This window comes from Chthoniobacter flavus Ellin428 (genome assembly GCF_000173075.1).
Taxonomy (GTDB): Bacteria; Verrucomicrobiota; Verrucomicrobiia; order Chthoniobacterales; family Chthoniobacteraceae; genus Chthoniobacter; species Chthoniobacter flavus.
The window spans coordinates 69,319-82,304 of record NZ_ABVL01000013.1 but is presented as its reverse complement, the minus strand read 5'-3'; the positions used below and the strand labels follow the sequence as shown (position 1 = coordinate 82,304).

Below are 12,986 nucleotides of genomic sequence, written 5' to 3'. Positions count from 1 at the left end.
TGGGGGATACGGAGAGCGGGTGCCGCGCGGAAACGTGGAGGGCGGTGGAAAGTGGGTGGGTTGGGGTTGGTGGGCGCTGTCTGTCGCGGGAATTTTGCGAGGGGGGCGCGGTCTTGTGAGATCGCCGCGTTCCCCTCGCAAATCCACATCTCTTGTAATTTGCCGTTGAAATTCGTCGCCGGGCTTTTCACGATTCGCGCGCCATGCTCGATGTCCTACCTCACCCCGAAGATTTTCTGCTCGCGCAGAAATGCCTGGAGGGCGACGTACGGGCGATTCGGCAACTGCAGGAGACTTACGCGAACCCGATCAAGGAATATCTTCTGCATCGTGGCGCGACCCCGCACGAGGCGGAGGATGTGACCGATAGCCTTTGGGCGGATTGCCTCGCGGAACGTCCTGGCAATCGGCCGCGACTGGCTACCTACGCGGGTAACTCCGCTCTGCAGGCGTGGCTCAAGGCCGTTGCGCTGAACCGCCTGGTCCAGCAAAAACGCCGCGAGAAACGAGATCCGATCGTCATTGGCGATCCTCCGGAGGGAAAGCCGGTTCCGCCGGTGCACGAGCCTCCTCAAGTCGAAGCGCCGCTCCTCGAGATCATGCGTGGCGCGGTCGAAGCGGCCTTTCACGAATGCGACGCGCAGGATTTCGTGCTGGTGCAACTGGCCCACGCCAATGGATTGCTCGGCCGCGAACTGGCCGTCATGTTCTCCTGCTCGGAAGCGAAGATCAGTCGTGACCTCGAGCGAGCCCGGAAAAGCATCGCCGGCGTGACGCTCGGGTATGTGCGCCAGAAAGATCCCTGGCTGGATTTGCAGTGGGAGATTTCCTCGAGCTCTGCAAAGTGGTGAGCCCAGCGTGTTTCGGAGTGGAGTAAAAGCGCACGCCGATCGGCCGCTGGGTTCGTGTTCCTCCCGTCGGTCCCATTCCTCCTATCCGTCGGAGTTAAGACAACGCCGGCTCTTCCGTGCGCGCCGGTTCCTCGACTGTCGGTCGACTGGCCCCCAGGCGCTCCTCGAGGCTGGCGACCACCGCCTTGGCAATCGCCCGCTGACTGCGAGCGAAGAGGAAAACGTATTTCGGCTTCTTCTCCTGCTGATAGAGCGCCACGTTCTCGCTGAGAAACCGGGGCTCATGTGCGACTCGGAATCCGGTCAGGTCGAGTTCGACCGCCGCGTGTCTCCAATGGCGCTTGGCGAGAAAGGCGAGCTTCGGCCCGGGGCGTTCGGTGGTGACCAGGAAGCCGAAGAGATTACCCGGCAACCCGCGTGCCGAAGTGCTCACGCACGGCGCCGCCCAGGCAATGGGATCGCGCTCGAGATTCACCGTGAAGAAAGGAATCTCCAGCTCTTCCGGTAGCGTCTTGGAAAGCTCCTTCTGCAATTTATCCGCGGCCGGCGACGAAATCTTTTTCCAAATCAGCCAGAGTTGCACCTTCGCTCCGCGGAAGATTTTCGGCGCGAGATAGGCGAAAAGCAGCAGGATCGCCGTGAAGACGATAAGCGCGAGAAATGGGTCGTGCTTGATGAGCACGAGCCCGCCAAACACCGCCGCATCTTCGCCCACGCTTAGCGCGATATTGGAAAACGGTTCCGGCGAATGATTCACGACCAGGCGCGTACTGGTCTTCATCGTGTGAGTGGTCAATGTTACCCCGCCCGCGAGCAAGGCTCCGACCACTTCCATGGTCGGATCGGTATTGCCGAGCACCCCATTCATCGCGCGCAGCGCCAGAAACGCTCCGCCGACCGGACGAATGAAGGTGTGCACGGCGTCCCAGAGCGAATCCACCCACGGAATTTTGTCCGCGAAGAATTGCAACACATAGAGCACGCCGGAAATGATCAGCACCGCGGGATGCGCGAGCACCGCGAGTTCCGGATAGGTCTGGCTCACATCGACCCAGTGCTGCTGGATGGCCAGTCCGGTGACGAAAACCGTGAGATAAAGATTCAGGCCTGCGAGTGACGCCAGCCCGAGGGCCACGCCCAAAGTTTGCAGGATCTGCATAACCGCACTATTCGCCCCCGCGGGGCTTTTACAAACGGAAACTCGTCGCGCCGGTCGGCGTTTCGTCGATCACCGGATTGCTCAACGCGCCGATATTCTCAATGTCGATCGTCACCTTGTCGCCCGCCTTCAGGAAGCGTGGCGGATTGAAGGCCATGCCCACGCCCTGCGGCGTGCCGGTGAGAATCACGGTGCCGGGCAGCAGCGTCGTGGAGCCGCTCAGGAATTCGATCAGCGTGGCCACATCGAAAATCATGTCGCCCGTGGAGCTGTTCTGCAGCGTCTCGCCATTGACGATCGTGCGAATGCGCAGCGCCTGCGGATTCGGGATTTCATCGCGGGTAACGATCCGGGGCCCGAGCGGGGCAAAGGTGTCGAACGATTTGCCGCGGCACCATTGTGTGCCACCGCCTTCGCGCTGCCAGTCGCGGGCGCTCACGTCATTCGCGCAGGTGTAGCCGAAGACATATTCCAGAGCACGCTCGCGCGGGACGTTCTTCGCCCGCTTGCCGATGATCACGGCGAGTTCGCATTCGTAGTCGACCTTCTCGCTGGCCAGCCAGCGCGGGAGCACGATTGGTTCGCCGGGATGCTGCACGGATGCGGGGTTCTTGAAAAAGAGCACGGGATATTGCGGCAGCGGCGCATTCGTCTCGATCGCGTGCTGGCGGTAATTGAGGCCGATGCAAAGGATCGCCGTCGGTTCGAGCGGCGCGAGCAAGCGGGCTACCGGAGCCGTTTCGCCGGTTTGCTCGAAGGAATCGAAATGGCAGCCACGCAGCTTCGTAGCCGTGCCGTCAGCGTGTTCCTGGGCATAGCCGATTTCGCCGGTAGGGGATTGATAGCGGATGATTTTCACGAGTGAAGAGGCAGGTTGGGGAAGATGGGTGGGTCGGCGATTCTTGATGTTTTACCGCCGACCGCCAGCCTTTTCCGCTGTGGGGCAGAGCGGATGAGGGGGATTCCTTTTCTTAATCTTAATCTTAATCGTAATCTTACTCTCTGACGTGGGGGATTAAGATTAAGATTAAGATTAAGAAACCGCCCCCTTCCCCCTTTAATTGCCGTTGTCTTCGAGCGCCATGTCCACCGGAGCGAAGAGGTAGGCGTCTTGCGCGGAGAAATGCCACCATTCGTCGTGGATCGCGGCAAAGCCCGCATTGAACATCGCCGTGCGCAGGACCCTCAGACGCGCGGCCACCCCGCCATCGGTGCCTGCATATTCGGCTTTTGCCGCGGGGGTGAAGTCGTCGAAATCCGAAGGCATCCTTTGCTCGCGTCCTTGCAGATCCACCAGCGTCACATCCACCGCTATGCCCCAAGTGTGATAGGATCCGCCCCGGGCGGGATCAACCAGATGTTCCGGGTCGGGCACTGCCTTCCACAGGGCGTCCTGCGCCCACGCCGGGCGATACGCGTCCCAGATTTTCAGCCCCAGCCCCACCTTGTTCAATTCGCTCTGCACCTGGCGCAGCCGCTTCGCCACGCTCTTGCGGACAAGCGCACGCGCCCGCAGCGGATAGATCACGGCGTGCGCGGCATTACGATCGGTGGCATAGCGCATCTCGACGACGATCCCGGGGCAAACCTTCGCGATATCGACCATGGCTTCGCCGCGCTGGCTAAAGACGACCTTGCGCGGGACTGCCCGGCCCGATTCCGGGATGTCCGGCGGTTGACCAACCGCAGCGATTGGAAGGACAATCGCCAGTGCGCACCGACCGAGCGTGAGCCTTTCGAAGACGCATGCAACGGAAGAGTGTAGGTGCGTTTCCCGGTGGTGGCAATTTCCTTGTCTAACAGGGTGACGCTCTACGATGCGGCGCGTGACGAATTCCGCAGGGGCCGCAGTCGCCGTCCCGTCCACCAACGCCCGCCCAAGTATCGCGCATCACGCCCTGATCGTGGCGCTGTTCCTGGTGGCGTTTGCCGGCACGTGCGGCCTGCTGCACTCGCGCCTGCCGTTCCCGTCGGTGCCGGATATCGCGCCGCGCTTCCGCTACTTCGCGGAGCACAAGGATGAGTTCGATACCATCTTCATCGGCTCAAGCCGCATCCGGCATGGGATTATCCCGCAAGTGTTCGATGAGGCGGCGGCGAAGAATGGTGTGCCTACGCATTCGTTCAATCTCGGCTACTCAGGCATGTGGCCACCGGAGAGCTATTACTACCTGCGTCAGGTGCTCGCGCTCCATCCGAAGAAGCTGCGCAACGTCTTCATCGAACTGATGGACTACCGCCTCGGTCAGGCGGAGGGCGAGGCTCCGACCATGCGCTCGGTGTACTGGCATGATGTGCCGCACACCGGCATGGCTCTGCGGTTGGTGGCGGAATCGCCGCTGTCCTTCAACGAGAAGGTTGGGCTTTTCGCGACCCATGCGCATGAGTTCGTGCAAAACATGACCAACCCCGGCCGCGGTGCGGAATGGCTGGAGCAGCGCTATTTCCCGGCGAGGAAGAAAGTCGATACGAGTTGGATTTCGCGTCGGGGTTTTGACCCCGAACCCGCGACCGAATGGAGCGAGGCGGCCCAGGAAGAGTACCGACGCCAGATTCGGGTTTTCGAAGAGGCTTCGACTCACGAACATTGGCGCCCAGGTTTCGCTGCTGCGCTGGATGACATCTTGGGGAAAGTAAATCAGACGAGGGCGAAAGCGATTCTGGTAATTCCACCCACAGTGCGACCGGAGGAGCATTTTACAGCGTGCCCCCGAGGTGCCTTTTTCGGTTTCTACTTCGATAGCCCCTCGAAATACCCACGGCTTTATCTTCCGGAATTGCACTACGATCCGGGACATTTGAATGAGGCTGGAGCGAGAGAGTTCACAACGCAACTCGCGGAACACTTCACCACGGCTTGGATGACCTGGTGACGCCAATTTTCCACCGCTCTCGGTGCTTCGCGGTTTCCTTGTAATTTCGCCCAGTGCTCTTCGTCGAATTTCGCTTCCTCATCTTTTTCGCCGTCATCTTCGGCGTGCACTGGGCCTTGCGCAGCAATACCGCGCGCAAGTGGTGGCTGCTTCTGGCTAGTCACACTTTCTACGCGTGCTTTTTCATCGGGAAACCGTCGGAGTTCTTCGCGCACGTCACGCACGGTGAGTGGGCGCAGTTGCCGGATGGTTGGTGGTTTCCGGTGGTGCTGTGGGCCTCGACCTGCATGGACTACGCTGTCGGTCTCGGCATCGCGGGTGCGGCCTCGGAAGGACGCCGAAAGGCGTGGCTGCTCGTCAGCCTCGCGGTGAATCTCGGCGTCCTCAGCTTTTTCAAGTATTTCAATTTCTTCATCATCAGCGCCGGAGGTTTTCTCGACTGGGTGGGCCTGCATTCTTCGCTGCACACGCTGAAGATCATCCTGCCCTATGGCGTGAGTTTCTACACGTTCCAGTCGATGAGTTACTCGATCGATGTGTATCGGCGGCGGCTCGAGCCGGTGCGGCGGTTCCTCGATCTTGCGTTCTTTATCTCGTTTTTTCCCCAGCTCGTCGCCGGTCCGATCGTCCGCGCCACGGTCTTTCTCCCGCAGGTTTCCGTGAAGCGCCAGTGGGCGAATGTCGATGTGCGCAGCAGCGCGACGCTCTTTTACGTCGGCTTCGTGAAGAAGGCGTGCGTCTCGGAATTCGCCGGGCCGTTCTCCGATCAATTCTTCGCCGGGCCCGAAAAATACAGCCACCTCGGCGCGCTGGCCGGCGTGCTCTTCTACGCGGTGCAGATCTATTGCGACTTCAGCGGCTACACCGACATGGCTATCGCCACTGCGCGATTGCTGGGCTACGAGCTCACGCTCAATTTCGATTTCCCGTATTTCTCGGGCAATATCACCGAGTTCTGGCGCCGCTGGCATATCTCGCTCAGCACGTGGCTGCGCGATTACCTCTACATCTCGCTCGGCGGCAATCGTGGCACGAAGCTCTACACCTATCGCAATCTTATGCTCACTATGCTGCTCGGTGGGTTGTGGCATGGCGCTTCGTGGAACTTCGTCATCTGGGGCGGGCTCCACGGCGTGGCCCTGATCGTGCATCGCGAATGGGTGCGCCTCAGCGAAAATACCGGCGTCTTACTGCGTCGCGCGATCGCGGTGCTCGCCGTACCGCTGACCTTCTTCTGGGTGTGCGTGACGTGGATCTTCTTCCGCGCCGCGCCGACTTATAACGAGAAGACCCACGCGATCACCGCCACGGGCCTGCACAATGCGTGGATCACGCTGAAGGAATTCACTTTCACCGGCGGTCACGGCAGGAATGCATTTAGTCCGGAATGCTTCATCGTCCTCGCGGTGCTTGCGGTGCTGCACTGGCTCAATTCGCAACGCATCCTCGGCACGTGGTGGCGCCGGTTGCCGGATTGGGCCTGCGCCCTTCTGCTTGGCATCGGTATCGCTGTTGCGTTGCTTTTTGTGCCGGTAAAATACAAGCCTTTCATTTACTTCCAGTTTTAGCGCCACCTTTCCGTCATCATGCGTTCCTTCCTCCTCTTCCTCTTCTTCGCGCTTCCGGCCTTATTGATGGGCCAGGATGCCGCCACTCCGGTGAAGAAGCTCACGGTATTGGTGAAACCGGCGAAGCCCTTCGCTTTCGACAAGGGCGGCGCGCCCGTCGGCTATAGCATTGACCTTTGGAAGCGGGTCGCCGAGGAGGCGAAGCTCGACTACGAGTTCAAGACCGTGGCCACGGTGCCGGAAGTTCTTGATGCCTTGAAAGCGCGGCAGGCCGATGTGGGCCTCGGCGCGCTGAGCATCACTGCGGAACGCGAGGCAGTGATCGATTTCAGTCATCCCTATTACAAGTCCGGGCTGCGCATTCTCGTGAACGAGGCGAATACAAAGTCGCCGTTCCGCGCTTTTCTCAAGCTCGATATCTTCAAGATTCTCGGGCTCCTGCTCGTCGCCATCGTCATCCACGCGCACATCCTGTGGTTCTTCGAGCGACGCAAGGGCTCCGATTCCTTCGATAGCGACTACGTTCCCGGAATCCTGAATGCGCTGTGGTGGTCGGTCTGCTTTCTCGTCACCCTGGGCTGTGAAAACATTGCGCCGACGAGGGTCGCAGGCCGTCTCCTGGGCGTGGTGTGGATGCTGGCCGGCGTGGCGTTCTATTCCTATGTGACTGCGACGCTCACCTCGACCATGACCAAGGACGCGCTGCAGAGCGACATTCGGACGGTCAGCGATTTGCAGGGACAGGATGTCGGAACGGTCGGGGGCAGTTCGACGGTGAGCTTTCTGCAGGGCAATCAAATCACCCCCAAAACTTATCCCGATGTGGATGCCGCCTGCCGCGCGCTCATCGCGGGAGATATCAAAGCCGTTGTCTACGACGAACCGCTATTGAAGTTCTATCTCAGCAATAACTCGAACGCGAAGCTGCACCTCGTCGGCGATCTTTTTGAAAAGCAGGACTATGGCTTCGCGCTCGTGGACAAGAGTCCGTTGCGCAAACAGATCAACGAAGCGCTGCTCAAGCTTGGTGAGGAAGGATACTTCGAGGATTTGGACAAGAAGTGGTTTGCAACGACGCCGTAGCGGAACGCCAGGAACCAGGTAACCGGAGCCATGTGGCGCACAATCTCGCGTTGGGCGGGGAACACCTGGCTCCTGGCACTTCCTCACAACGGCTCTACGCGGCGCTCCTCCGAGCGCGCTCCAAGATTCCCGTATCGATGATAATCATCGCTGACGCTCTGTTCGCGCAGGTACCACAGTAGCTCCACTCGTCCTTCCGCAAGCACGGGGGTGTCGGCGAGATGGACGAAGGCTTCGGCGGCAGCTGCGCGCACGACGATAGGGACGCGATCTGGGGCGGCGAAACGGGCGCGCTCGACTTCGCCGCCGCGGATCGCGCTGGAGAGTTGTTCGTCCGTCTCCCGGAGAAACTCGATCGTCGCGCCCCATGCATCGGTGAAATCATCGAGTATCTGGACGGTTTTCGAATTCAGGTCCGGCGGAGTGCTGATGAGCGCGCGACAGCCAACCGTCTGGGCAGCGCAAGCGCGCGCGAAGATGTCGAACACGGTATCCGCCGGATGCACGCGGATGCGCATTTCGTGCAGTGGCTGGTAACGACGCAGGTTGTCCTCGCCGATGAGCCGGAAATGATCGTGCGCCTGTCCAAACTCCTCGCGCATCCAGCGATCGTAATTGCTGATCGCCGCGAGCACGCCCGTGACCTCGCTGGCCGGGGCATCGATCTCGACCGCGAGGAGTCGTTCCTGCAAATCGCGCAGGCGCGGTTGCTGGACGAGCCGGTTGTTCGTTGCGGTCTGCCGTTCGGTGAACGACTGGAACTGCGCCACATAGTTTGGTCCGCCCGCTTTCATGCCCGGTCCGAACGAGGACTTGCCCACGCCGCCGAAGGGCTGCCGCAGGACGATCGCGCCCGTGGTCCCGCGGTTGATGTAAAGGTTGCCGGCTCGGATGCCGTCGCGCCATTCCGCCTGCTCGCGTTCGTCGAGCGATTCGAGTCCGGAGGTGAGCCCGTAACCCGTGGCGTTCACAAGCGAGATCGCTTCGCTCAGCTTGGTGAAACGTATCACGCCAAGCAACGGGCCGAAGAATTCCGTGTGATGCGTGATGCTGCCGGGTTGCACGTCCCACTTCACTCCCGGCGACCATAGATGCGGATTGTCGCCGACTTGAAGAGGTTCGACGGCCCACGACTCACCGGGTTCGAGCGCGGTGAGTGCGCGGGCGAGTTCGCCGGCGGGCGGACGAATGAGCGGACCGATCTTCGTTTCCAAATCCCACGCGGAGCCCACATGCAGGCTGCGGACGGCGTCGACCAGCATGCGCTGGAAGGCGGGATCGTCGTAAACTTCCGCCTCCAGCAGGAGCAGAGATGTGGCCGAGCACTTCTGTCCGCTGTGGCTGAAAGCGGAGTGGAGCACGTGCTTGATGGCCTGTTCGCGGTCGGCGAGAGCGGTGACGATGGTCGCATTCTTGCCCCCGGTCTCGGCGAAGAGTCGCAAATCGGGACGAGCCTGTAGAAGATGAAGCGCGGTCGCGGTGCCGCCGGTGAGGATGACGGCATCGACATGCGGATGCGTAACCAACCGCTGGCCCGCACCGCTGCCCGGGCAGGGGACGAATTGCAGCACTTCCCGTGGTACGCCGCCGCGCCAGAAGCACTGACAAAGTTCCCATGCGACGAGCACGGTATCGCTCGCGGGCTTGAGGATCACGGTATTGCCGGCGGCCAGCGCCGCGGCCATCCCGCCGCAGGGGATGGCGATGGGAAAATTCCATGGCGGGACAACGACGACCACACCGAGCGCGCGCGCCTCGAGCGTCGGCAGTTCGAAAAACTCCCGGGCCGATGCGCGATAGAATTCGAGGAAATCAATCGCCTCGGAAACCTCCGGATCGGATTCGGTGAGCGTCTTGCCACCATTGGCCAGCGCCGCCCACATGAGTGCGCCGCGAGCCTTGCGCAACTCAGCGGCGACGGTGCCGAGAATGGCGGAGCGGGCTTGATGGCTCAACGATCGCCAACCGGTGACATCGGCGTGTGCCGCGGCGACGGCGCGATCCACATCATCGTCGGTGGCCAGCGCATAGTCACAGAGCGTGACTCCCGGCCGCGAAGGGTCGAGGCATGGGCGTGTCTCGCGATTGCGGATCGTTTCTCCACCGAGGACGAGCGGGATGCGGGGGAGCGATTCGTTCGGAGGAAGCTGCTCCGTCAGCGCCCCATCTCGATTTTGGATCTCGACGGAGCGAGGCCCTTCAGCATGGACGATCTGCTCCGCCCAATCGGAATTCTGCGGCAAAGCAAAATCCGTATCCGGTTCGTTGACTAACTCCATCCACGGCGCTTCCTCGCGGGCCGTTTCGTTGTGAGGCACGGTCCGGTTTTGCGTCCGCCGTGGTGCATCGGATATCCCAAGGTGAAAGGCCTCACGGAAACCGCGTTCGAGCGCGTTCCACTCCTCGGTGCCGACGTGCAGCCTGAAGGCATGGCGCAGGAAATTGTCCGGACCAGTGTTTTCATCGAGCCGGCGAATGAGATAGCCGATGGCGTTGAGAAAATCCTCCTTCCGGCAGGCAGGCGCGTAGAGAAGCAGATTGCGCGAGCGTTCGAAAAGCGCTCGACGCTGGTGATTCGCCATGCCTTCGAGCATTTCGAATTGTACCCGGTCGCCCGCCTTGGCGACATCGGCCAGCACGAGGCCGTAGGCTAGGTCGAAAAGATTGTGCGAGGCCACGCCGATGTGCACCGCTGCCAGATTTTGTGGCGTGATCGCCTCGGTGAGCAGGCGTTTGTAATTCGCATCGGTCTCCGCCTTGGTCTTGAACGGCGCCTGGGGCCAGCCGCGCAGCGACGCTTCCACACGCTCCATTTCCATGTTGGCGCCTTTCACGATACGGACGGTGATCGGCCCGCCACCCTTGGCGATCCGCTGGTGCGCCCACGCCGTCAGTTCGCGCAACACGCGCGCGGAATCCGGAATGTAGGCCTGCAAGGCAATGCCCGCACTGACCTTTTCCAGGCCCGGTCGCTCCAGCGTCCGCATGAAGGCCTCGGCGGTGAGGCGCATGTCGCGATACTCCTCCATGTCGAGGTAGAGGAACTTCGGCACGCTTCGGCCCTCACGTTGAAATGTGGCGCCGGCGGCGGCGCGATAAAGCGGTTCGAGTCGATCGCAAAGCACGCGAATGGTGTGTGCGCGCGCCATGGCGGAGATTTGCGAGTAGATCGTCGAGATCTTGACCGACAGGCATTCGATGTCCGGTGATTTCAGCGCGTCGAGATAGCCGCGCATCCGTCGCTGGGCTTCTTCTTCACCGAGCAACGCTTCGCCGAGAAAATTGACGTTCATCCGCACGCCTTCCTCCTGCCGCGCTTGCAGGTGTTCGTGGAGGACTTCGGGCTCCGCGGGCAGGACGACATTCGCCGTCTCGTGTTGCATGTGATCCTTCACCAGCGGCACGGACACGCCGGGCAACCACCCGCCGAAGGTCTGGAAGCCACGCAACAGCGCACGATCGAGCGGGCTGAAAAAGCGCGGCACTCCTTGCACATCGAGGATGTGGGTGAATTGTTCGGCGACGCGCTCCGGGGCGTGCGCGCGAAAGGCGCGGTCGGTGAGTTGCACCAGCGTCGCTTTGTCCTCCGGCACCTGGAGCATGCGATCGAGCTCGGCCTGCTGGCGGCGTTCCGCGGGCGTCTGCAGCGCACTGGCCCGCTCCTGCAATTCGCGCGCGAGGAGAATGGCCCGCTCAATCAATTCGGGATCGAAAGCAGTCTTCATAGGAAAATGGCCGGGCCTTCTCCTTCAACATCACTGCTTCCGGTAGGTCTCCGCAAATTCCTTCCACAAACTATCGAGATCCGCGCCGCAGTATTCCTTGAAGAGCTCGGGCGAGTATTTGCCGTCGTGCGAAGCGATGTTCAGCTTGCGGACGATGTCCTTGTCCTTGTGTTCTTCGAGCCAGATGAGAAAGGTCGCCGCCGTGCCGTAAGCGTCCCGATAGCTGCTCTTATCCGGATCGATGTGGTGATGCCGCACGCCCGGCTCGAAATAGCGGTCGCGGATGTAATCGGCGATCCCCTCGGTGAGCCACCCGGCGCCCTGACCGCGATAATCCTGGACCACGTGCGTCAATTCGTGCGCGACCATCCCGTAGTCATTCGGCGCTTTCTTCGTTACCCATTCCGCGGAGATGCGCAGCACGTTCTTCTGCGTATTCGCCACGCCTCGCATGGGCTGGAAAATGAGCGAAATCTCCGACGCCGGCAACGGGTGGTCCTTGTCGAAAAGGATCTCATTGATTTTCGGATACCACTCTTCGACCAGCGCCTTACTCTTCTCCGCAAACTCCGCGCACTCCGGCGCCTTGGAAGTATCGACCGTGACTTTGAATGCAGGGTCGGCCAGGGCGAAGCTTGCCGAACAAAGCGTGAACGCGAGGAAACGCGGGAAAAGGGAAGTCGATGTCATAGGGGGTGCGATATCTGTATCGAATAAAGCGTCGCCGACGGAGGCGCTTTTCTTCGTATGACACGGCTGGTGTGGATTGTTGAAAATCCGGTTCCATGCCGCGGGGAGTTGCTGTAATCGCGTGTGCCGATGATTGTCCTGACAGAAAGTGCTGAGCAACTACCGCCTTCCGCGAGCGCCCGAGATATTGCGGCCTCGACGAATGCGGCAAAGTTGGTCGGTTGCCAAGTCTTTCACATCCCACCAGATTTCACGGATTGCGAGGACGCAGAGGGGGCGCTGTGGATGGTTCCTCACTTTGCTGAAAGGCAACTCGGTGTTTGGATCGGTTATATCCCGACGCTTGAGCGCTACGGGCAGATCTACGAAGCGGCGCTCGCGAAAAACATTCAACTCTTGAACACGCCAGCCCAGCATCGTGTGGCTCAGGAATTCGATTCGGCCTATCCATTTCTGCAGGGGCTTACACCGGAAAGTGTGATCGTCAGCAGCGAGGGTGAATGTGCGAAAGCGGTCGCGGAAGTGGGATTGCCGATTTTCGTGAAAGGCGCTGTGCAGTCCCGGAAAGCACGGGGTTGGAAAGCGTGTGTCGCCGAAACGCTGGATGAATTGCGCCGCCTGACTCGGACGCTACTGGAGTTGGAAAATCGCAGCCGAGGCCGCGTTGTCTTGCGGAAGGTCGTGGCGCTGCGTCACTCGCGGTGTTCGGCCGAGGGATTTCCTTTCGGCCGTGAATATCGCCTGTTTATCTATGCGGGCGAAGTACTCGGGATGGGATACTATTGGGAAGGAGACGATCCGCTGAGGGCTTTGTCCGCGGATGAAGAAGCGCATGTGCGAGCTTTGGCGCAACAAGCCGCCGCGCGAATGAAGGTGCCGTATGCGGCCATCGATATCGGCCAGCTCGAAGATGGCCACTGGATCGTCATCGAAGCAGGCGACGCGCAGTTCTCCGGTGTGTCGCAGATTCCACTTCTGCAATTGTGGAACAGAATCTCCGGGATCGGCTGATTCAGCGAACCGCCGGTCCGGGAATC

General features: G+C 60.8%; 10 protein-coding genes. 5 read left to right on the top strand and 5 right to left on the bottom strand.

Going from position 1 to position 12,986, the window contains the following annotated elements; translation table 11 throughout:
- Positions 1 to 203 precede the first annotated feature (203 nt).
- Complete coding sequence (locus CFE428DRAFT_RS19895) at positions 204 to 851, top strand: RNA polymerase sigma factor (RefSeq protein ID WP_006981424.1); 648 nt, start codon at positions 204 to 206, stop codon at positions 849 to 851.
- A 94-nt stretch (positions 852 to 945) separates the two neighbouring features.
- On the opposite strand, the gene CFE428DRAFT_RS34075 is transcribed toward CFE428DRAFT_RS19895, so the two are convergent.
- The 3 genes from CFE428DRAFT_RS34075 to CFE428DRAFT_RS19880 all read right to left on the bottom strand — a co-directional run bounded on the left by CFE428DRAFT_RS34075 (position 946) and on the right by CFE428DRAFT_RS19880 (position 3,616).
- Positions 946 to 2,010: a DUF4126 domain-containing protein gene (locus CFE428DRAFT_RS34075; RefSeq protein ID WP_006981423.1), complete on the bottom strand. Its 1,065-nt coding sequence runs from the start codon at positions 2,008 to 2,010 to the stop codon at positions 946 to 948.
- 28 nt (positions 2,011 to 2,038) lie between these two features.
- Complete coding sequence (locus tag CFE428DRAFT_RS19885) at positions 2,039 to 2,869, bottom strand: fumarylacetoacetate hydrolase family protein (RefSeq protein WP_006981422.1); 831 nt, start codon at positions 2,867 to 2,869, stop codon at positions 2,039 to 2,041.
- A 198-nt stretch (positions 2,870 to 3,067) separates the two neighbouring features.
- Positions 3,068 to 3,616, bottom strand: a complete 549-nt coding sequence (locus CFE428DRAFT_RS19880) for a M15 family metallopeptidase (RefSeq protein WP_006981421.1) — start codon at positions 3,614 to 3,616, stop codon at positions 3,068 to 3,070.
- Between the two features lie 220 nt (positions 3,617 to 3,836).
- On the opposite strand from CFE428DRAFT_RS19880, the gene CFE428DRAFT_RS19870 reads away from it, so the two are divergent.
- Genes CFE428DRAFT_RS19870 through CFE428DRAFT_RS19860 form a run of 3 tightly spaced genes read left to right on the top strand, consistent with a single transcriptional unit; the run spans position 3,837 to position 7,534 of the window.
- Entirely contained in the window at positions 3,837 to 4,883 is a 1,047-nt protein-coding gene (locus CFE428DRAFT_RS19870) for a hypothetical protein (RefSeq protein ID WP_131989467.1), read from the top strand.
- 53 nt (positions 4,884 to 4,936) lie between these two features.
- On the top strand, positions 4,937 to 6,451 hold the full coding sequence (locus CFE428DRAFT_RS19865; protein ID WP_006981419.1) for an MBOAT family O-acyltransferase: 1,515 nt from the start codon (positions 4,937 to 4,939) through the stop codon (positions 6,449 to 6,451).
- An 18-nt stretch (positions 6,452 to 6,469) separates the two neighbouring features.
- Positions 6,470 to 7,534: a transporter substrate-binding domain-containing protein gene (locus tag CFE428DRAFT_RS19860; RefSeq protein WP_006981418.1), complete on the top strand. Its 1,065-nt coding sequence runs from the start codon at positions 6,470 to 6,472 to the stop codon at positions 7,532 to 7,534.
- Positions 7,535 to 7,617: 83 nt separating this feature from the next.
- Here CFE428DRAFT_RS19860 and CFE428DRAFT_RS19855 read toward each other — a convergent pair whose 3' ends face one another.
- Positions 7,618 to 11,259, bottom strand: coding sequence for a bifunctional proline dehydrogenase/L-glutamate gamma-semialdehyde dehydrogenase (locus CFE428DRAFT_RS19855; RefSeq protein ID WP_006981417.1), 3,642 nt, complete (start codon positions 11,257 to 11,259; stop codon positions 7,618 to 7,620).
- Between the two features lie 30 nt (positions 11,260 to 11,289).
- The gene (locus tag CFE428DRAFT_RS34070; RefSeq protein WP_006981416.1) at positions 11,290 to 11,949 is read right to left on the bottom strand and encodes a basic secretory protein-like protein; all 660 of its coding nucleotides are present in this window, start codon (positions 11,947 to 11,949) and stop codon (positions 11,290 to 11,292) included.
- A gap of 129 nt (positions 11,950 to 12,078) precedes the next feature.
- Here CFE428DRAFT_RS34070 and CFE428DRAFT_RS19845 point away from each other — a divergent pair, with 129 nt between their 5' ends.
- Positions 12,079 to 12,960: an ATP-grasp domain-containing protein gene (locus CFE428DRAFT_RS19845; protein ID WP_006981415.1), complete on the top strand. Its 882-nt coding sequence runs from the start codon at positions 12,079 to 12,081 to the stop codon at positions 12,958 to 12,960.
- Positions 12,961 to 12,986: the final 26 nt, after the last annotated feature.